Below are 21,594 nucleotides of genomic sequence, written 5' to 3'. Positions count from 1 at the left end.
ATTTTTTAAGGAAGTTGAATATGATCATCAAACCTCGAATTCGCGGATTCATCTGTACTACAACACATCCAGTCGGTTGTGAAGCTAATGTAAAAGAACAAATAGCTTACACAAAAGCTCAAGGCCCAATCGCAAACGCACCTAAACGTGTACTCGTTGTTGGCTCTTCAAGTGGCTACGGCTTGTCTTCACGTATTGCGGCTGCATTTGGTGGCGGCGCTTCAACTATCGGTGTTTTCTTCGAGAAAGCCGGTACTGAGAAAAAACCTGGCACAGCTGGTTTTTACAACTCAGCAGCGTTCGACAAGCTAGCTAAAGAAGAAGGCCTGTATTCAAAAAGCCTTAACGGCGATGCTTTCTCTAACGAAGCAAAACAGAAAACAATTGACCTGATCAAAGAAGATCTAGGTCAGATCGATATGGTTGTGTACTCACTGGCGTCTCCAGTGCGTAAAATGCCAGAGACTGGCGAAGTAATTCGTTCAGCTCTTAAGCCTATCGGCGAAACGTACACATCTACAGCTGTAGATACAAACAAAGATGCGATCATCGAAGCAAGCGTTGAGCCTGCTACTGAAGAAGAGATCAAAGACACTGTTACTGTAATGGGCGGTGAAGATTGGGAACTTTGGATCAACGCACTTTCTGAAGCGGGTGTTCTAGCTGACGGTTGTAAGACTGTTGCTTACAGCTACATCGGTACTGAACTAACGTGGCCAATCTACTGGGATGGCGCGCTAGGTAAAGCTAAGATGGATCTAGATCGTGCAGCGTCAGCGCTAAACGAAAAACTAGGCCAAACTGGCGGTACTGCTAACGTTGCTGTTCTTAAGTCTGTTGTGACTCAAGCAAGTTCTGCAATCCCTGTTATGCCTCTTTACATCGCTATGGTGTTCAAGAAGATGCGTGAAGAAGGTATTCACGAAGGTTGTATGGAACAGATCTTCCGTATGTTCAGCCAGCGTCTATACAAAGAAGACGGCAGCGCGCCAGAAGTGGATGAAGTGAACCGTCTACGTTTAGATGACCTAGAACTTCGTGACGACATTCAAGAGCATTGTCGTAACCTATGGCCTCAAATCACAACTGAAAACCTAAAAGAGCTGACTGACTACGTAGAGTACAAAGAAGAGTTCTTGAAGCTATTTGGTTTCGGTGTTGAAGGTGTTGATTACGAAGCTGACGTCAACCCAGCGGTTGAATTTGATGTAGCTGACATCTAATTCCAACAATCGATTCAAATGAAATAGGCGCTCATTGAGCGCCTATTTTTTTGTCTGTTGTTTGAGTAAAGAGGTAAAGATCAGATGGGGAATTCGAGTTGCGAAGAGCTCTAAGATCAAGTGAGAGAAACTAGTCATAAAAAATGCACTAATCCAAATATGAATTAGTGCATTTGAAATATCTAAGCTGGGCTGTTTTTAAAGCAGTAGGCGCTAGCTAATGATGATGATGAAAGTACCTGCTAGGGTCATCAAAATATTCGCTATCGCGTAAGTCCCTGCGTAACCTAGTGCTGGAATGGTTGAACGAGCGTGGCCATTTACGATGTCCATAGCCGGAGCGCAGGTTCGTGCACCAATGATGGCTCCAAATAGCAGAGCACGGTTCATCTTCAAGACGTAAGCGCCAACTAAGTAAGCGAAGAAAACTGGCAGTACACTCACTATGAGTGCGATACCGATCACCTGAGGGCCTACTTGAGTTATGTGCTCAAACATCTTTCCACCAGCACTTAAGCCAATACCAACCATAAAGAACATCAAGCCAAGATCTTTGACCATGTTTAACGCCCCTTGAGGAACGTAACCAAAAGTAGGGTGGTTAGCTCTTAAAAAGCCAAGCATGATACCGGATAGAAGGAGGCCTACAGCATTACCTAACCCAAATGAAACCTGACCGAATGTCATTGTGATTAAGCCGAATAAAATACCCAGAATGAAGAAGCTACAGAAAGCCATCAAGTCTGCCATTTGGCTATGGATTGAGATGAAGCCGATTTGCTCCGCTAAGCCATGGACTCGACTTTTCTCACCACTGACTTGTAATACATCACCCTTGGAAAGCACTATGTTTAAGTCCATTGGCATCTCAATCTGAGCTCTCACTACTCGGTTTAAGAAACAGCCATACTCAGACAAATTGAGGTCCGACAGTCGTTTACCCGCGATACTGTCACTCTTAACGACGATCTCTTCTTCTACGATACGAAGATCAAGAAGGTTACGGTCGAAAACTTCTTTACCGTTACGAAAGCTCGGGTCAAGACGCGCGTGGCTGTCTGGGAAACCAACCAAAGCAATTTCATCACCTTCTTGCAGAATGGCATCACCATCAGGGTGGGCAAGAATACCATTACGGCGAATACGCTCGATGTAACAGCCAGTTTGACGATAGATACCCAGCTCACGCAGGTTCTTACCGCCTGTCCACGAAACAAGTTCTGGTCCCACACGGTAAGCACGAATAATTGGAAGGTAAACCTTACGTTGCCCTGAAGAACCCAGGCCACGCTCTTGAGCTATTTGCTCTGCTGAATCGTGCAGGTTTACTTTCTGAAGCTTTGGAATTAAACGGGCGAACATAATCATACTGATCAAGCCAACCAAGTAAGCCATTGCGTAACCGACAGAAAGGTTTTCAATGATCAGGCCTAAATCCATGTTCCTTGGTATTTCTGCAAGCCCGGAATTCAGAGCGTCTTGAGCTCCTACTAAGATTGGTGTTGCAGTCAAGGCTCCCGCCATCATACCTGCAGATAAACCAAACCCAAGACCAAGGTAGTGGCTGCTGAAGTAGGTTAAGGCGATCGCGGTAGAAAGCACCACGAGGCTTAGAATGAGATAATGTTTACCGTCTCTGAAGAATATACCGAAGAAGTTTGGTCCTGCTTCAATACCTACACAATAGATAAAGAGCATAAAACCTATGGTGAGAGCGTCTGCGTTAAAGGAAAAACCAAGGTGCCCCATGATCAGGGAAGTTATAAGCACACCTATAGAGTTGCCAAGTTGGAGGCTACCAAACCGAATTTTGCCAATGGCAAGGCCAATCGACAAAACAACAAAGATGAGAAGGATAGGGTTTTGTTCTAGCAAAAAAACAACGTCGATATTCACAGTGGTCGCTCAATAATTGGCGTGGAACACAGGGGTAAGTTACAGAGGTGAATTGTATCTAAATATAAATAAATTATAAGCGGTATTTTGCCTTTTTACTTTAAATTTACTTCTACTTAGCTTGGGTCAGAAATAAAACAGCCCGCAAACAATTGCGGGCTGAGAAATATGCTAGAAAACTAGTTATAACTAAACAGAGTCTTAATCGAAAAGACCTAGGTTTTCTTTTGCGTATGCTTCAAATTCTGTGCAACCACCAATGTGGTCTTGATCGATGAAGATTTGTGGCACTGTGTCTACTGGCTTACCTACTGTTTTTTCTAGGTCTGCTTTGCTGATGCCTTCAGCATGAATATCAACATAACGATAGTTGAAGTCATCACGCTTAGCTTTAAGAGTTTCAGCATGCTCTTTTGCGCGGACACAAAATGGGCAAGCAGGGCGACCAAAAATAACTACAAACATTTCATTTCTCCTAAATACGGGATGAGGCTCGTTAACCTAAAATACGTCAACTATTCTTAAATGAATATGACTCAAAATTCTTGAATCCAACTATGCCTTAATGCATTAGGGAAATAAAGATGGAATTGCCTCTTAATACAATAGGTTTTGTCTATCAGAGCAAATAATGTTCATAAAAAAGATGGTGGTTGTTTTCCATGAATGATGCTCCATCATCAAAGGTTATTTTTGGAGATGGATCAGCATTGTCTCTGTTTAATCAATATGGCTGCAAAGTGCTATTGGTTACTGGTTTACATTAGAGCGCTTGTGACTGTGAAGGGTTACAGTTCGACTACCTAATTGTATAAAGTTGATTCATCTCGTGTAAGCGCTATTAAAACCAATAAAAACGGAGCACTAGGCTCCGTTATTTAGTTCAACTTGTGTTCAGTTCCTGTCTTAGCCGTTTAGAACTGAGAGTATTTCTCGTAACGTGAATCACGCAGTGACTCTTTAACGCGTTTTAGGTTCTCTCTGAAACCAGAGCCACGACGAAGCGTAAAGCCTGTCGCTAACACATCAATAACCGTCATTTGGACAACACGGCTTGCCATTGGCATATAAACGTCAGTGTCTTCTGGAACATCCAGACAAATCGAAAGCGAGCTTGCTTTGTCTAAAGGAGAATCTTTTGCTGTGATAGCAATAACGGTTGCACCGTTTTCACGAGCTAGATTCGCGATCTCAACTTGGCTCTTTGTACGGCCAGTATGAGAGATAAGTACGATGACGTCGTTGTCACTGCAGTTAATGCAGCTCATTCGTTGCATCACGATATCTTCAAAACACGTAATGGGGATATTGAAACGAATAAACTTGTTTTGAGCATCTTTCGCGACGGCAGAAGAGGCACCCAAGCCAAAAAACGAAATTCGTTTTGCTTGAGTTAACAAGTCAACCGCACGGTTCACTTGCATCGCATCTAGACTGTTTTTAGCTACGTCCAGACAAGCCATCGTCGATTCGAAAATCTTATGGGTATAAGCATCTGGGCCATCATCTTCCTCAACATTACGGTTCACGTAAGGTGTACCGTTCGCCAAGCTTTGAGCGAGGTGAAGTTTGAAGTCAGGGAACCCCTTTGTGTCTAAACGACGACAGAAGCGGTTAACTGTAGGCTCACTCACGTCAGCCATTTTAGCTAAGGTAGCAATGCTAGAATGAATTGCAGTTTGAGGGGAAGCCATGATTACTTCGGCTACCTTACGCTCAGACTTGCTGAAATTTTCCAGGTTTTTTTGTATTTTTTCTAATGTATTCATAGTGTTCACAAGGGTATAGAGAACAACTTGCCAGTTAATATCTTTTACCAGGGGGTATGGCTGAAACAAATATCAGTAATGACAAAACCAGACTTATATTTAGTATTGTAAATACTGCTGCATCAAATAGATATCAAGCTAACTAGCACCGTAGAGTCAGTATAAACCCAACATACTATTTACTAATACAAAAACACGGCACGAATGCTTAAGAATATGACAAACCTCAACAAAATTTTAGAAAACTACAGAATTGGAAGAGAGTTTGAGCAAAAAGAATGCAATTTGAGTATGAACTGACAGCTTAGTTACATCAAAAAGAAAGAAATTTTCAATTTGATGCAACTAAAATTGAATGACTATGCGTTTATTTGCATGGCGAGCTTGGTGATTTTGCCCATTAAGTTAGGCGCTAGTTTAGAGATTTCACGCTGTTCTTCAAGCACGGAAGAAAGAATCTCCTTGCCCGTTAATGGGTTCGCTAACACTACGCGAAAAACGATGATCGGTTGATGTGCCCAAACTTCAGGGTTTAAGCGAGTTCGAGATACAAAAGATTTGCCTGTTTCACGTTGCTTCTTTTGAATAAACTTGGTGAGTTCATTAAGCAACTCATTCAGTGCTACGCGTTGTTCTGGTTCCGCTTTTAGCAGTGCAGCTTTTACTGATTCAGGTATGTAGCGATAAGTTAGTAGGCAAAGCTCTGGTTCTGATACCAACTCGAAATCGCTTTGTTCTTTAATCAGGTCGGCAAAGTAGCGTGCTTTGTTGATGCTTTGATCGATAAGTAGCTCATAACCAGGTCGACTAATAATGTGCATTGAAGCATATACTAGCATCGCCATACCGGATCGAGAGCCTTCTAGAGTATGGCTACCTAGGTCTTTAGAACCCTTACGCAAGATATATTGAGCGTGGTGCTCAATCGCCGTCATCGCATCTGGCTTCTTAAACAAAACCATGCCTGCACCCATAGGGATATAAAGTTGCTTATGAGCATCTATCGTGACTGAGTCAGCCAGTTCAATACCATCAAGCAGGTGGCGATGATTGTTAGACATCAAGGTCGCACCGCCCCAAGCCGCATCCACGTGGAAGTGGCAACCTGATTCAGCACACACCTCAGCGATATCTTTGAGTGGGTCGATATTGCCTGTTTCGGTTGTACCTGCCACACCGATCACGGCGAAGGGTTTAATCTTGTTCTGCTTAAGTTGCTCGATCTTGAGTCTCAAATCGTCAGTGCAAATACGGTTGTCGTTATCCGTTTTAACCGATACCAAACCTTCTTGGCCAATACCAAGCACATCTGCAGCTTTCTTCAGAGAGTAGTGACCACGTTCGGAGACTAAGATGGCTAGGCCTTCATAGTCGTAGTGCTTCATGGCTTTGAACAAGCCTTCTTTTTCGACACCTTTGAACGAACCTTGAGCTTTCAAAGCATTATTACGTGCAACCCAAAGCGCCGTAATGTTCGCGATGGTACCACCAGAGCAAAACGCACCTAAAGAGTGGTTTGCACTGTGCATCCAATGGGAATAAAACTGGTCGTTATCTTGATAGATTAAGCGATGTAGCATACCCAGAACTTGACGCTCTAAGGGAGTGAAAGCTTTGGAGGTCTCTATTTTTACTAGGTTTTGATTTAACGCAATCATGATTTTAGAAAGCGGCATCAGGAAGTACGGCAACGCAGACGTCATGTGGCCAATAAAACTTGGCGACGACGTATGTACCGAATGAGATACGAGAGAATCTAGGAGATGCTCAGTATGTTCTGAAACAAACTCAGGTTGCTCTGGGATATGAGCATTTGAAAAATCTTTCTCAATTTCACGCAGCGGCTTTTCTTCAGCCACAATATGTTCACGTAAGAATTGATTCAGGTTTCGTGAAAGTTTGTCTTCAATTTGAGTGAGTGTTGAATCTGGGCCTTCCGGTACCGTGAAGATACGTAGAAGACTGTCGAAGCTAACATCTGCTGTTTTTTGTTCCGTAACCATAGCAAGCGAGTTATTTTTCTAATATTGACGCGAGCGGAATAATCTAAACGAAAACGGGAACAATGTCCCGTCTTAATTATGAAATCCAACTTCTCACAAGAGCCTATTGGGTGAGGGGCTATTTACACTTAATCGCTTCAAGCTTAGCAATCGACTGGTTGTAGCGTTGAAGCGCTGTGTCGATTTGCTTAGGGTGGCTAAGCAGTTCTGCAAATGCTGAGCGTAGCTCGTAGTTTTGAGCATGAGGCGTTGATTGGCGGTCGTCGAACGTCGTTTTCGCAATTTGGCCAAGCTCATCATCACGTTTTGAGAGCGTCTTTATGTCATGCTGTTCGAGTTGCAACCAACCTTCAACAGGCTGTGCGGTTGCTACTTTGCTTGAATCATTCACGAGATAATAATTTACCGCAGCACGGTTAAGCTCAAAGTGGTGCTTACGACCTTCTAGGAACCACTCACTTACTTCTGTTAGTTCTGGGTATTGCTCAGAAGTTAATGCAGCAAGATCAGCATACCAACCTAAAGAAGCATCGATGTATGCATCATATTTTTTTGCTTGGCATTGATTTGTCTCAGACATTGAATCTGCTGCAAAAGATAAAGTAGAAGTTGTAGCTAGCAGTAATGCGACGCAAAGGCGTTTCATAGTGGTTCCTTTTGTGAGTTTATTCTTTTTATAACTTTGTCGTTACAGAGTACCGTGAACGTTATTTGTTGAACAATGACACTTAGTGTCTTTTTATTTCGGTAACTGTAATGGTGTCTTGGGCATCGGTATTCGAGACGCATTCTAATCTAAAACAAACGCTATTCCTGCGATCTAGTTAGCAAGAGATACAAAGAACAACATCAAAACAGGGACAAGTAAGCTTAATATAAAGCCACTGACAATCGCGATAGGGACGCATCGAACGCCACCTGTTGTTTGAATTACAGGTAAGGTGAAGTCCATTGCTGTCGCGCCTGCATAGCCAATAGAGGTGCATGGGTAACTGCGAATCAATACTGGAATCAACACTAACGCAACCAACTCTCTCAATAGCTCTAGCATGAACGACGCTCCGCCATAAACCGGGCCAAACGCGTCACCCATTAAGATACCCGCCAGAGAGTACCAACCAAACCCAGAAGACATCGCTAAAGCTTTGAACAGTGGAATATCCAATAGGTAAGCCGCAATAACACCGCCTAACATTGAGGTTATGATGATTGTAACAGCGATGACCATACCGTGTTTATTGAGTAAGATCTGTCGAAGTGTTAGTCCACTATTGCGCAGCTGAATGCCAATAAAGAACAGCAGTACAAACAAAATCCACTCACTTGCTGTATCTACCCAGTCAAGGCCGATAGGCAGTACTAAACCTGTAATAAGACCTGAGCCCACTACCAAGATCAGCTTGGCCGACTCCATCGCCATAGAAGAGAGGGGAAGCTTCTGCTTGCTACTGTCGGTTTTGAGTGGCAGCAACTTATCAATAGCGGGCAGTGCCATTAGGTTACAAACACTTAAGCAGACAAAGAAAGTGACAGTATAAAGAAGAATTGTCTGCAGGTTACTGCCTAGGTTATCAAGGGCGGCTAAGCTTAGTCCCATTAACGCCAGAATCACGTAGATCAAACGTGATGTTGAGCGGTTAATAAATTCTAGCGTTTGAGCGTTTGAAATAGAAAACAGATACCCCACGACAAGTGGCGCAAATATAAAGATCATCCCTGTAAACATGCTTTCCCCATTGCATTTACTTCATCTTGCACTTATTTAGCAATTACTAGTCACTTAGAAGCCGCTAGTGTTGATAACGCCGTTTAGCTTTGCATTAAAATCATGTTTACTCAAGTTGCTTAACTGATAAAGCACTTCTGCACCCGTCACGTTCAGTTCAACCTCGTGATCATCGATGTTCTCATCCTTATTTCTGAACATCAGCAAGTGGCTTGCGATTCGCGCGATATCTAAGTAAGAGACTTCACGTGCTTCTTGTTGATTGATTGTATTACTGCACACATCGATGAAATCACTGTCAAAACCCCAACGATTAAGTACCAGTTTACTGGTTGCAGAGCATTGGCCTTGGAAGATCTGTAGGGCAATATCATGGTCTAGGTAGTTGCCGTTTTCGAGATATAGGTGGTATTCATTAACCAAGCAGAACAAGCCGATGTCGGCCAGTAACCCAACAAGCAATGATTTCTCGTGCTCAAGGTAGCCATATTCAACAGGCGAAAGCGCTTTGAATCCGTTAGTCACCAGTACCATAGTGGCGCCTAGCTCTTTGGATACAGAAGCACTCTGAACCAACAACTGATTACACTCTTTACTTAGATCCACGGAATGCTTGAGTTGTTCAATAGCCTGTGCAGTAACGATGTCTCGTACTCTTAATATGCCAAGACGCGATACCGCCGTCATGATATCGACGCAAGTAATGTTGCGTCGGTTAAAGACGACTGAGTTAGCAACACGAATCACGATAGCAGTGAGGCCTGGATCTTCAAGTAAGCACTCGGCAACTTCGCTAATCCCCGTTGATTCAAGGGTACACAGCTTTTGAATCTTCAGTACAACGTTAGGGATAGGAGGAAGTGTTATTTTTCCCGCTGAGATAGAATGTCCAACAAGTTGAGCAAACTCTGATTCCAGACCCTTTAAGAGAAGAGCCTTATTTTGTGGTAGCCAGAAAAACGATAAATGATTCATATAAGAAGTAACCATATGTATGTCATACCATTTTACAAGCCGCGATGCTGCGAGGCAATACTGATTGGATCATATAAACTCCAGAAACTTGAACCGATGTATCACCGAACGTCAAGATTCAAGCTTAGCTTGATAAATTATTGTGATGTCAATCATGATTAAAGCGAATGCATAATGGATTGATGTGAACTAGGTCCAGACTTATTTTTCTTTTCAAAGTATCATTTATTTAAAGGTGGAAAACGCAACTATAATATTCACCTAACTATAATAGATAGATTTAAATTTTTCGCATAAAAAGCTGCTTGTCTGGTGATCAACCTAATCGGGGTTATTTGATTAAGGATCAACAGAAATGACAGAGACAGCATTTATTAATTACGTGAATCAATTTGGCGAACATCAAAAACGTTCTATGTTTGGAGGTATTGGCCTTTTTCAAAATGACGCTATGTTCGCTTTGTTAACAGGAGGTTGTTTATTCATTAGAGGTGGTAGTTCATTAGATAAAAAACTGACGGACCTTGATTGTGAAAAATATCGCCATGTAAAAAAACAGACAATAGCAACGGTAAATTATTACGATATTACTGACCTGTTTACATGTGAACATCCTGAATTGGATAGCATTATTCGTACTTCAATCGATAATTCAATACAGCAACGTAGTTTCAAAAAATCTTCAGCGAGCCGCAGATTAAGAGATCTGCCTAACATGCAACTTACACTAGAACGTATGGTGAAAAAGGCTGGTGTGGATGATGTTTCAATGTTTATGCAGTTGGGGGCGCCTGAAGTATTTAATAAGGTTCGCAAAGCATACGGAAATGATGTTGACTTAAAACTACTTTGGAAATTTGCGGGTGCAATTGATGGTATCCATTGGAAACTGTTGCAAGAGCCACGCAAGCAGCAATTATTAAAGAGTTGCCATTAAAGAAACCCTCCTTATATGCTTAAGATTACTGTAAATAAATAAAAACCGAGGAATGTCCTCGGTTTTTTTGTTTCTGTCTTAACCTTCCTAATAAGAAAAGTAAGTACTCATAGGAGCTGTCTCGTTAAGTCTTAGAACTTGAAACGAGTTGTGAACATTAGCTGATCACCGTAGAAGTCGTTGATACGCGCTTCCGCACCGATAGAGAATAGTTCTGTAGAGTGGAAACGTGCGTAAACAGAACCTGTCCAATCATCGTTGTCATCGATAGAAACGTAACCACCTTTACCACCAACCTCTAGTTGTGGACCAAGCCATTGGCGAACACCAACGTTGATCTCCATACCGATATCAGTAGAGCTTGAGTTTTCAGGCTGAACGATGCGCGCTAGCATTTCACCTGTTAGATCTGCCCAGTTGTTGATTGGTGCGTGGAAACCAAGACCGACAGCTGAGTCGTAATCGCCTTCAAATTCTGAATCGATACGCGCTACAGCGTGAGCATTCGGATGGATTGACTTACTGAACGCACCACCAAATGTAACTGGGCTAGCACCGATACGAGCTTCGAAGTAATCGTAGCTGAAGTTGCTCATTACTTGTGGTTGTTCATCGACAGCTAGCGCTTGACTAGAAGCCAATAGCATAGCGGTAGTAAGTAGTATTTTGCGCATAACGATCGTAAACCTTTATTAGTGTTAATTCCTTTGGTTTGAGAAAAATCAGGCAAACCATAAACATCAAGACAGTTTAATCTAACTCACGGAAAAGTAATCCATAAAAATGCCAATCATTTGTTATTCGAATAAAAAACAATCACTTTTAGTGATACTCTGCAACTGAGATCTCATATTTATGGCGTTATTCTCTTTAATTTGAAAGCTAACCATCAAATTCTAAATGCTATTCACCAAAACTTGTGCGTTTATCCGACATTGAGGTGAGTATACGTTCTGTATCTAAGATGGAAGTCCAGTTTAACAGTTGTTCGTCGTTTTTGATTACAAAATCGGTTAGTTGCTGAGTAATGGTGTCTCTGAGTTGATCACCTTGCCAAGGTTTAGAGATATAGAAATCAAGTGCCGCATTATTGATAGCCGTCACCGTATCTTCAAGGCCTGCTTGCCCTGTGAGCAAAAGCTTTCGTGTAGCCTTAGTTGAATCTTGGTGGTTGAGTTCTATGAGAAAGTCGATTCCGGTTTTTTCTGGCATGATGTGGTCACACAAGATTAAGGCGAGTTTAATGCCGTCTTGAGCCATCTCTTCAATCACTTGCTTGGCTTCATCTACCGATTCAGCACCTTCAACGATAAAGTTTTCTTCAAACATAGCCAGATCTTGAAGGACACTATTGAGAACTTCTGGTTCATCATCGACACATAAAATTAGGTACTTATTCATGAGGTGCTCCTTTTTGTTTGAACGGAAGCCACACTTGCATGGTGGTATGGCTTCCTACCTCAGACTCCACCAACATAAATCCTTGATGAGCCGAAACGATTTGTTGTGAAATGGACAACCCAATCCCTAAACCAAAGTTGCCTTCTTTTTTGGTGGTGAAGTTTGGGGTGAAAATAGTATTGATGTCTTCTTTGGCGATACCGTGCCCGGTATCCGATATTCTAACCACTAAAAAGCTATCATCGCCTTTTTCCTGTCGAGAAGTGGTAATGGTAATTTTACCAGTGCCAGAAAGAGCATCGAGCGCGTTGGAGATTAGGTTAGTCCACACTTGTTGCAGCGCAAGCGATTGGCATAACAAAGGTGGTAAGTCTGTATCATAGTGCTTTTCGAGTTTGTGATGCTTGAGTCGGTTTTCAAAAATCACTAACGTATCTTCAAGCCCTTCATGAATATCCGCGTAGTGATGAATTTCATTATCTTCGCGGGCATAACTTTTTAAGCTTTTCACCATATCGGCAATACGTTTACTACACACTTGGATGGAGCGAATAGAATTCCCAACATAGTGGTAGTGCTCTAAGTCATTAAGTAGCTCTTTACCTGCAATAGGGGCGTCTTTCAGAGTGTCTAAAAACGTAAAATCTTGACTTAGGTTGAGCCTCACGGCTTTTTTTGCCAAAGCGCGATCATTGATAGTCGATGTAAGGTGTTTTACAAGCAGCCTTTCTTGCGCCGTAGATAGTGGCTTCGCTAGCTTTGAATACGTTAATACATCAGTACCTCTATTTGACTCTGGAAGTGATGAATTTTCGAGTATATGGTCGAGATGTTCCGACAGAGTTTCAATACTTCGCAAGATCGCTGCAATCGGGTTATTCAGCTCATGAGCAACACCTGCGACAAGTTGTCCCAGCATCGCCATCTTCTCTTTTTCAATCAATTGCTGGTGGGCTGACTCCAGTGACTCCAACGTTTGCTGTAGCTTGATCTTATTAGTGATGCTTCTCTGTAAGCGTCGATTGAAGTGACGCAACAGCAGATTGGTAAATAGCGGCAGTAGGGTATTATTTGAGTGCATAACCTGAGCAAAGCTATCTTTATCAAGCTTAATCACTCGTGTTTGGGTTAGGGTTATCGCTGTAGAGAACGAAGGTTCACCAGTCACAAAAGACATACCACCGACAATATTGCCTTTGGAGTGTCGTACTACTTCTCGTTGTTGTCCTAACTCATCCTTTTTGTAGAGCGCTGCTTGACCTTCAATGATCAACCATAAAAAGCAATTGTCTTCACCTTCTACAGTAAGTAAATGTTCCGGCGAGTACTCCCGAATAGCTTTGGTTTTATCCTCGATAGAGAATATATCTTGCAAGGCACTGACGACGCGCTCTGCTAGGGCATTGTCTGAAATCTGGTGATAATCGTGGATAAATCCGGATTGGAACGAATGAATTTTTTGTTCGATGTGAGCTCTCAATAAACGCTGTTGGTCTAACGTGTCGCTGTAGGATAGGAGGTTTTCGGAGTCGTATTGGATTACAAAAGAAGTCAGCTCTTTTTGTGCTGATTTGAATAGAACTTTATCTTGAACTGGTTTGGTCAGGCAGTGGTTGAGCCGACCTTCATTCACCGCGGTCAGAATTGATTGAATCTCTGACGAAGCACTGATTAATATTGTTCTTGCGATACTACAGTGAGGCAGTTGCTCAATTTCAATAAGAAATTGTACGCCATTAAAATGAGAGTGATGATGAGTAATAACTAGGGCAACTGTCTGGTGATTGTCACCGATATCTTGTAATGCATGATACGCATCTTCTATGTTCTCGGCAGTATAAATGTCGAATACCGAAGACAGCGGAGCTAACTCCGAATGTATTCTTTCAATGCTAACGGGATTATTGTCCAAACAAATAACAGCGTATTGATTCACAGCTCAACCTTTGTAGTAGTGATGCTTTTAGCTTAACAAGAACTATTGAATAAGGATGAGAGCTAGACGTTAATTTGTTGAGGGAGTTGAGGTATCTAGCAATAGACTGATTTAACTCAATGTTCCTTGTTGGCTACTGATGGGTTAGACTGAAAAAAAACAGACTAGCGTAGAAGAGAACTCATGAAACAGTTAAGAAAAATTGGTGCAATTGGCGGAGCAATCTCATTGGCACTTTGTTGGCCGTTGGCGGTTGGGCAAATTGGGCAGAATGCTATTACTGATGGTGTCGCAAAACTTAACAATTCAAGTATTCAGGCTGAAATCGTCGAATACGATAGGGGATACTTGTCTTCTAATGTTAAGACTCGCCTAACAGTGACCGATGATAACCTGAAGCAGCAACTAGCGCTTGATGGACTGCCGAGTGAGTTCGTGGTCAACAGTTCGGTTAGCCACGGTTTAGTGAGTCTGAATGCGTTGTCGACGTTTGAGAACTTAGAAACCTTGCCTCTAACTCTGACGACTAGCACTGAACTCAACGGCAATACAGATTTTAATTTTGAATTAGACCAGTTCAACCACCAAGGTTCTGGTGAAAATGGTACGTCTGTATCCGTCACTAAGTCTACGTTATCTGGCCATGCTACCGTGTTAGGTCAGGTTGATTACACGCTTTCTGTTCCTTCTGTTCAAATTGATTTTGAAACAGGTGAAGAAGCGACACTGTCAAATCTCAAGGGCACTGGCTCTGGCCAACAAGCGCAAGGTTACTGGTTGGGTTCACAGAGCTTTGCTGTAGAGCGATTTTTGGTTTCAGATTCAACCATGCAACCGTTCATGACCATCGAAAACTCACAGTACGACTTTGAATCTCATTTAGATGAAGAGACTAAGCGACTGCGCAGTAACTTGAAGTTGGGTGTCGAGAATCTTGAAACCAATGATGGGCAAGTCAATAACCTAAACGTCGATTTTGAAATGTCGAAACTGGATAGTCAGTCGTTTGAGAAAATTTTTGAGATCTACCAATCGAGTCCTGTTTTGACTCAAGAAGACGTTTCGAAGATCATTCCATTTATCGATATATTGTTTGCTAAAGGTTTCGACCTCTCAATGAATAATATGTCATTAGCTCTAGGCAAGGGGGATTTTCAATCAAACTGGTTGGTTAGCGTACCTGAAGGGACAGAGAACATTAGCAATAACCCTTCGACAATTCTGCCAGCATTGACGGGAAATATTCACTCGAGCTTCTCATATGAACTGGTTGAAGAGTACCCCTTCATCCGTGAGGGTATCGATGAATTGATTGTGATGGAAATGATCAAGGAAACCGATAGTGGCTATGAAATCAGCGCTGAATTAGAAAATGGAAATCTAGTGTTTGAAAATGGACAAGAAATCCCATTAATCGCACTTCTTATGCCAGTTTTTGTTCAATAAAAACAGTTGAGCTTATTACTGGTGGGTGATCTAGCGGGTTAAGTTAAACATTTGATAATGTACGAAACAAAAGAGGTCTTAAGACCTCTTTTGTTGTTTTTATGTTGGAGAAAACATGGTATTAATTGCTTAGTTATTATTTAGCAGGAGCAATCATCCCCATGGAACTTACATTAGATAACGTATTCAATTTTAGTGCTGGTCCAGCGGCACTTCCTAAACCGGTAATGAAACAGGCGCAGGCTGATTTTATTGATTGGAATGGTTTAGGGACTTCCGTTATGGAAATCAGCCATCGCAGCAAGCAATTTATTCAAGTTGCTGATGAGTCGGAGCAAGACCTACGTGATCTTCTGAATATTCCAGACAACTATAAAGTGCTTTTCTGTCAGGGGGGCGCTCGTGCTCAGTTCGCAGCTGTGCCTCTAAACCTTCTAGGAGGCGCGACGAAGGCGACTTACATTGATGCGGGTTATTGGGCTGAAAGTGCTGTGACTGAAGCAAGTAAGTATTGTGAAATTGATGTATTTAATGCAAAGACATCGATTGATGGTAAAGCGGCTGTTGTTCCGGCTAAAGATTGGCAAATTGACCCAGAAGCGGCATACGTGCATTTTTGTCCAAATGAAACCATCGATGGTATTGAAATCAGTGAGCTTCCGAAAACCGATAAACCTATCGTTGCTGATATGTCGTCTAACATCCTGTCTCGTAAGATTGATGTGTCACAGTATGGTGTTATCTACGCGGGTGCTCAAAAGAACATTGGCCCTGCGGGGATCTGCATTGCTATCGTGCGTGATGATCTTCTTGAACTCGCAAACGAAGTATTGCCAAGTATTCTTAACTACAAAGTGCTTGCTGAAAAAGGCTCTATGTTCAACACACCGCCGACGTACGCTTGGTATTTGTCTGGCCTTGTTTTCAAGTGGTTGAAAGATCAAGGTGGCGTTGAAGCTATTGAATTGGTGAACAAAGAGAAAGCAGCACTGCTTTACAATGCAATCGATGAGTCTAACTTCTACAAGAACGACGTTCACCCGGCTAACCGTTCAAGAATGAATGTACCATTCCAACTGGCTAAGCCTGAGTTAGACAGTAAGTTCTTAGAACTGGCCGATGCTGCTGGTTTGAAATCGCTAAAAGGGCACAGAGCCGTAGGCGGAATGAGAGCATCACTATACAACGCAATGACATTGGAAGGTGTCCAAGTATTGGTGAGCTTCATGAAAGATTTTGAAGATAAATATGCTTAATTTATTTAAGTGAAAAGAATAAAAATGCCGCGTAAGCGGCGTTTTTATATGTTTCAAATATTTATCGTAGTTCTTCTGCTACTTCTTATGGTAATTAATACCAATTACAGTGAGCATTTCGAAATAGCGCAAGAAAAAGACTTGAGAACAAGAGCGGATTTTTCGATAAATAGTTATTCTATAATCAAAATTTCAACGCAGTTATCGAGCGTTTTAACAAGCTAGGGTGCCCCGTTATTTACTACGATTAATATGTCCAGCATCTACAGCCAGAAATCTTTTAAAAGCATGTCAGAGCTGTAATGGTGCGCAATCTGTGCTTGGAGTAGTTCTGCTGTTGCAATGGCGTCAGTCAAAGCGTGGTGTGGGGTGTAATCTGGTAAATGGTAGCGACGTCGGCTTTGTCCAAGCCTTATTGATGCGGGTTTCTTACCTTTTAGTCTATGCCAGAAGCCACCAACCAATTTGTTCTGAATTTGAGATTCGATTTCTAGTGTATCTAATACTGGAAATTCAATACCTTCCCCTAACCTTACTTTCAACGCGTTGTCTAAGAACTCACGCTCAATACGGCGGTAGTGAACAACAGGAATATGTCCGGCCATTGCGTCCAAAATCTCATCAAGCACCTCGTTTAAGTCCGGTGCATCGATGATGTCATTGTGTGTGATACCGTGAATAACGACAGATTCTTCTTCCAGTTTTTGCTTAGGCCTTAGCGTCCAATGCCTTGCTTGTTTTAGATAAATACGATTGAGCGTAAAAGGTACTAGTCCAATGGTAATAATGCCATCCTTCGCCGAATTTAAGCCTGTGGTTTCAAAATCCACAGCTAAAAAGGTCACCTCAGACAGCGGAGTGTCTGGATCGGGAAGTGGCTCACTGTAGAACTTCTTTAAACGCTTGTCCTTTGAACGCTCTAGTTTTTGAGCAAATTTAAAAGGCCAATCGACCGCAGGTGATCTAAATAGTTTGTTCATAGGCCCTACTTAAACTTATTGCTAGCTTGGTAACGGAACTTAAGGAAGTTTTGCGCATTACTTAAGATTTGGAATGCGTCCTTTAGGTTACGTCGTTCGAAGTCCGATAGATTCTCTGGTTCAATGTTGTTATCAGGCTCAATGTTGTTATCAACGTCGTGCGCTTGGTGACGAATACGAACCAAAGAGATGAACTCCATAGCGTCTTTCAGGTCTTGTGCTCTGCCTTTTGGCAAAATACCTGCGTCGATAATGTCATCCAATCGTTCAAATGAGTTCTTCGAACGAGAGGCCACCGCCAAAGAGTGAACACGAATCAGATCCGCCAACGGTGCAGTACCACGACGCTTAAGGTTGATTGAGTTGTTATGGCGGCCATCTTTCTCCATAACGAAATCTTTGAAGAAGCCCAGAGGTGGTGTTCGGTTGAGTGCGTTACGAGCAAGACACGCTAGGAAGCGGTTGTTCTTGCGTGCGCGTCTTACGATGAAACTGTTCAACTGTTCAGCCCATTTCAAACGGCCATAGACACCATCTAAGTCGAAGAAGATAGAAGCATTCAGCAAGGCTTTCGGATTTGGATCATCAATCCAGTCCGCAAAGCACTCTTCCCATTCTCTGCGCGTCATACGCCAAGTTGGGTTGGTTGCCATGATGTCTCCGGTACAGTAAACATAGCCACATTGGTCTAAACCATCACAAATGAAGGTTGATAGTTCTTCAAAGTACTTACCGTGCTTTTGCTCATCGTAGGTATCGTCAAGAATGATGGCGTTGTCTTGGTCGGTCACAAGCAGCTGTTCATCACGCCCCATAGAGCCGAGAGCTAGGAAGCAATAAGGAATGGGCGCCGTACCCAATTGCTCTTCCCCTAATTCAATAATACGTTGTTTGAAGCTACGGCCAATTACTGACATCGCGGTGCCGACCATGTGAGCATTGGCATCTTCGTTAACCAAGCGTACAAAGCTATCTTTCACCTGCTCCGAGAGCACTTTAAGGTCTTCGATACTTTGTTGCTGGAAGATACTGCTTACCAGTAGCAGAGAATTTTGAGATTCATACCGTACGATATCCGTCGCTTCGATAATGCCTATCGGCTTCTTATCCTTTAGCACGGGCAGGTGGTGTACGTTATAGCGAAGCATGGTCATCATGGCTTCGTATACGTAAGCATTATGGTCGAGTGAGATAACTTCCGGCGTCATGACACTTGAAACTTCATTTGATGGCTCTAGGCCCTCTGCAAGTACACGTGTACACAAGTCACGGTCGGTGATAATACCGATCACAGGGGTTGAATCGTCCTCATCATCCTCAACAATATCTGGATCGATGATCAGTAAAGAAGAGACGTTGTCTTCTGCCATCATGGTGGCGGCTTGTTGGATGGTACACGTTTTCTCTATCATTGGCGCTTCGCCGGTGAGCAGCGTTTTTACCTTTGATGTCGATAGATCGTTGGCATCGTTATTATTGGAGTTTGCTTGGCGTAATCGCGCATTGTCTTCCACTTCGACAAAATCAGCAAAAGAGTCATAGTTGTCATAAAGTTCTTGAAAAATTGCCTCTGGGACACAGTAGAGCAGAGTGTCTTCTATTGCTTTAACAGGGAAGCGAACTTTGTTGTTAGTCAGTAGACCCATTTGGCCGAATAGGTGACCTTCATCAAGGCGATTATAGAGCTCGCCCTTACGACGATACACCTCAACCTCACCGCTTCGCACGATGTAAAGGTCGTGAATTTGGTCACCAAAGTGAATGATAGGTGTGTCTTGGCGATAATAAGAAATTTCCACACTACTGGTGACTTTCGCCAACATCTCTTCAGGGAGATCGGTGAAAGGAGGGTATTGTGCCAGAAAGTTTTGAATCTCTAATAACTCAGCATCCATAATGATCATCCATTAGTTTGTATGATTTCATGGTACAACATTTCATAATAATTTGCCGTCACAAATCAATCTGTGAGGTAAAACCTTTTTGAAGTCTTATGGATAGGCTAATCTTTCAACTAATGGAGTTTTAGTTTAAGGGTAATAGGAATGTCGAAGTGGAAGCTTAGTTTGGTATCTACCGTTTTTGTGTTTTCTCCAAGTTTGTGGGCAGAAACTCATAGTGTGAACATTCTTGATTATAACCATATCTATGCCACGGCGCATTCCGGGAGCTTAAATGAAGATGCTGGTGGAAATAACAACGCTTCGTCGTTTGGATTGGGTGCCAGTTATGCGGTGACGGATGATTGGTTGTTGTTGGCCGACTATAATGCACGTTTCATCCACCCTGATAAAAGTACCACTCGAATTGATACTTTAATGCCGGGTGTTGGCTATCGTTACAGCATTAAGAAAGACCTCGATATTGTGGCTTCTTATCTACTTGGTATTACTAAGGGAGAAAGTGAACTTAACGGCAGTAATAAAACATTAGAGTCAGATACCGAGTTTATCCAAGGGGTAAAAGCTGAGCTTAATTATGGTTTTGCTAAACGATGGATTGCAAACGGTAGTGTGCAAGTAAAACGCAGTGATTTGTTCGATGAAGAGATCTATCACCTAGGTTTGCGCTATCTCGTGACCAATAAGTTTGCGATTGGCGGCTCTTACCAGCACCGAGATGGTGAGGGGAGTAAAGGTGGAAGCGAGAGGACGAATGAGCTAGGTGTAGAGTTTTTCCTTGAGTACTAACTAGTAACACAGAGACTAAGTGTTAGTAACGCAAAGATTACGTGTCTTAACCGCTCATAAATAAGAAGATAGGCATAACAAAGCCAGCTTAGTCGCTGGCTTTTTGCATATCTATAGGTCTACAAATACAGGTTTCGCTTTACGATTAAAGAACCGCAGCGATACCTTTACATAGAGGCGCCATGTTTGACTTAGTCATACCAGCAACACTGATACGGCCAGAACCAACAATGTAAATAGCGAATTCGTCTTTTAGGCGAGTTACTTGCTCTTTGCTTAGGCCAGAGAAAGAGAACATACCGTTTTGACGTTCGATGAATGTGAAATCCGCATCAACACCTTCAGATTTCAGTGTTGTTACGAATAGCTCACGCATTTCTTGGATACGGTCACGCATTTCTGCTACTTCTGCTTCCCATTCAGCACGTAGATCTGCATCGCCAAGGATGTGAGTCACTACAGCACTGCCGTGGGCTGGTGGGTTAGAGTAGATAGAGCGGATGATGCTCTTAACTTGAGAGAATGCTGTCGTTGCTACGTCTGCAGATTCAGCAACTAGAGTGAATGCACCCACACGCTCGTTGTACAAGCCGAAGTTCTTAGAGAATGAGCTAGCAACAAGGATCTCTTTGTTGTATTGAGCAAAAATACGCAGGCCAGCCGCATCTTCTTCAACGCCTCTTGCAAAACCTTGGTAAGCAAAATCGAAAAGAGGAAGCAGTTTCTTCTCAGCAACTAGCTTAGCCAGTACTTCCCACTCTTCAGTTGTTGGGTCGATACCTGTTGGGTTGTGACAGCAGCCGTGAAGAAGAACGATATCGCCTTCTGAAGCTTTCTCCAGGTCAGCAACCATACCTGCGAAGTCTTTGTCTTTGGTTTCAGCGTTGTAGTAGCTGTATTGGGCTGTCTCGATACCTGCAGCAGCGAAAACACCGTTGTGGTTAGCCCAAGTTGGGTTACTGATCCAGATTTTCACGTCACCCAGTTGGCGCTTGATGAATTCACCCGCTACGCGAAGTGCACCTGTACCGCCTGGAGCTTGTGCTGTTTTAGCGCGTTGAGACGTTACGATCTCTGCATCTGAACCGAAAAGAAGTTTCTGAACCGCTAGACCGTATTCAGCTGTACCTTCAATTGTTAGGTAAGATTTGGTTTTTTCGCTTTCAAGAAGTGCAGCTTCTGCTTTCTTTACTGTTTTAAGCACAGGTGTTTGACCATCTTCATTTTTGTAGATGCCAACACCAAGGTTGATTTTCTCTGCACGAGAGTCTTTTTTAAACTCTTCAGTAAGGCCGAGGATAGGATCGGCGGGAGCAGCTAACACTTTTTCAAACATAATCTTCATCCATGTCAATT

At 42.7% G+C, this 21,594-nt stretch carries 18 protein-coding genes; 5 read left to right on the top strand and 13 right to left on the bottom strand.

The annotated features are described in order from the left end of the window. Positions 1-20: 20 nt before the first annotated feature. A complete protein-coding gene (gene fabV, locus OCU50_RS08245) occupies positions 21-1,223 on the top strand; it encodes an enoyl-ACP reductase FabV (RefSeq protein WP_017057559.1) in 1,203 nt (400 codons plus the stop codon). A 213-nt stretch (positions 1,224-1,436) separates the two neighbouring features. On the opposite strand, the gene OCU50_RS08240 is transcribed toward fabV, so the two are convergent. The 7 genes from OCU50_RS08240 to OCU50_RS08210 form a co-directional block, all read right to left on the bottom strand. Continuing rightward, positions 1,437-3,119, bottom strand: coding sequence for an aspartate:alanine antiporter (locus tag OCU50_RS08240; RefSeq protein WP_017057558.1), 1,683 nt, complete (start codon positions 3,117-3,119; stop codon positions 1,437-1,439). Between the two features lie 201 nt (positions 3,120-3,320). After that, positions 3,321-3,584, bottom strand: coding sequence for a GrxA family glutaredoxin (locus OCU50_RS08235; RefSeq protein ID WP_009847069.1), 264 nt, complete (start codon positions 3,582-3,584; stop codon positions 3,321-3,323). Positions 3,585-4,033: 449 nt separating this feature from the next. Further along, entirely contained in the window at positions 4,034-4,888 is an 855-nt protein-coding gene (locus OCU50_RS08230; protein WP_017057557.1) for a MurR/RpiR family transcriptional regulator, read from the bottom strand. A gap of 359 nt (positions 4,889-5,247) precedes the next feature. Beyond that, the gene (panP, locus tag OCU50_RS08225; protein ID WP_060467935.1) at positions 5,248-6,891 is read right to left on the bottom strand and encodes a pyridoxal-dependent aspartate 1-decarboxylase PanP; all 1,644 of its coding nucleotides are present in this window, start codon (positions 6,889-6,891) and stop codon (positions 5,248-5,250) included. Between the two features lie 118 nt (positions 6,892-7,009). Further along, complete coding sequence (locus OCU50_RS08220; protein ID WP_060467934.1) at positions 7,010-7,537, bottom strand: hypothetical protein; 528 nt, start codon at positions 7,535-7,537, stop codon at positions 7,010-7,012. A gap of 174 nt (positions 7,538-7,711) precedes the next feature. Further along, positions 7,712-8,617: a LysO family transporter gene (locus OCU50_RS08215; RefSeq protein ID WP_060467933.1), complete on the bottom strand. Its 906-nt coding sequence runs from the start codon at positions 8,615-8,617 to the stop codon at positions 7,712-7,714. Positions 8,618-8,671: 54 nt separating this feature from the next. Continuing rightward, positions 8,672-9,592, bottom strand: coding sequence for an HDOD domain-containing protein (locus OCU50_RS08210; protein WP_060467977.1), 921 nt, complete (start codon positions 9,590-9,592; stop codon positions 8,672-8,674). 355 nt (positions 9,593-9,947) lie between these two features. Here OCU50_RS08210 and OCU50_RS08205 point away from each other — a divergent pair, with 355 nt between their 5' ends. After that, complete coding sequence (locus tag OCU50_RS08205; RefSeq protein WP_060467932.1) at positions 9,948-10,529, top strand: TfoX/Sxy family DNA transformation protein; 582 nt, start codon at positions 9,948-9,950, stop codon at positions 10,527-10,529. A gap of 131 nt (positions 10,530-10,660) precedes the next feature. Here OCU50_RS08205 and OCU50_RS08200 read toward each other — a convergent pair whose 3' ends face one another. The 3 genes from OCU50_RS08200 to OCU50_RS08190 form a co-directional block, all read right to left on the bottom strand. After that, a complete protein-coding gene (locus OCU50_RS08200; protein WP_060467931.1) occupies positions 10,661-11,203 on the bottom strand; it encodes a hypothetical protein in 543 nt (180 codons plus the stop codon). 229 nt (positions 11,204-11,432) lie between these two features. Continuing rightward, positions 11,433-11,930 carry a response regulator gene (locus OCU50_RS08195; RefSeq protein WP_060467930.1) on the bottom strand — a complete coding sequence of 166 codons (498 nt, stop codon included), beginning with the start codon at positions 11,928-11,930 and terminating at the stop codon, positions 11,433-11,435. Beyond that, positions 11,923-13,866, bottom strand: a complete 1,944-nt coding sequence (locus tag OCU50_RS08190; protein ID WP_060467929.1) for an ATP-binding protein — start codon at positions 13,864-13,866, stop codon at positions 11,923-11,925. The genes OCU50_RS08195 and OCU50_RS08190 overlap by 8 nt, the downstream gene beginning before the upstream one ends. A 183-nt stretch (positions 13,867-14,049) precedes the next feature. On the opposite strand from OCU50_RS08190, the gene OCU50_RS08185 reads away from it, so the two are divergent. Beyond that, positions 14,050-15,312 (top strand): DUF945 family protein, encoded by a 1,263-nt coding sequence (locus OCU50_RS08185; RefSeq protein ID WP_060467928.1) that lies wholly within the window; start codon positions 14,050-14,052, stop codon positions 15,310-15,312. A 161-nt stretch (positions 15,313-15,473) separates the two neighbouring features. Then, positions 15,474-16,568, top strand: a complete 1,095-nt coding sequence (gene serC / locus OCU50_RS08180; protein ID WP_060467927.1) for a 3-phosphoserine/phosphohydroxythreonine transaminase — start codon at positions 15,474-15,476, stop codon at positions 16,566-16,568. 263 nt (positions 16,569-16,831) lie between these two features. Here serC and OCU50_RS08175 read toward each other — a convergent pair whose 3' ends face one another. Next, positions 16,832-17,548: a 3'-5' exonuclease gene (locus OCU50_RS08175; protein WP_060467925.1), complete on the bottom strand. Its 717-nt coding sequence runs from the start codon at positions 17,546-17,548 to the stop codon at positions 16,832-16,834. Between the two features lie 5 nt (positions 17,549-17,553). Next, on the bottom strand, positions 17,554-19,443 hold the full coding sequence (locus OCU50_RS08170; protein WP_060467924.1) for a DUF294 nucleotidyltransferase-like domain-containing protein: 1,890 nt from the start codon (positions 19,441-19,443) through the stop codon (positions 17,554-17,556). A gap of 150 nt (positions 19,444-19,593) precedes the next feature. Here OCU50_RS08170 and OCU50_RS08165 point away from each other — a divergent pair, with 150 nt between their 5' ends. Beyond that, the gene (locus tag OCU50_RS08165) at positions 19,594-20,238 is read left to right on the top strand and encodes an outer membrane beta-barrel protein (RefSeq protein WP_060467923.1); all 645 of its coding nucleotides are present in this window, start codon (positions 19,594-19,596) and stop codon (positions 20,236-20,238) included. A 145-nt stretch (positions 20,239-20,383) separates the two neighbouring features. On the opposite strand, the gene OCU50_RS08160 is transcribed toward OCU50_RS08165, so the two are convergent. Further along, complete coding sequence (locus tag OCU50_RS08160; RefSeq protein WP_060467922.1) at positions 20,384-21,574, bottom strand: amino acid aminotransferase; 1,191 nt, start codon at positions 21,572-21,574, stop codon at positions 20,384-20,386. Positions 21,575-21,594 lie beyond the last annotated feature (20 nt).

The organism is Vibrio toranzoniae (genome assembly GCF_024347655.1).
GTDB lineage: Bacteria > Pseudomonadota > Gammaproteobacteria > Enterobacterales > Vibrionaceae > Vibrio > Vibrio toranzoniae.
This window is presented reverse-complemented; position numbering and strand designations above follow the sequence as displayed.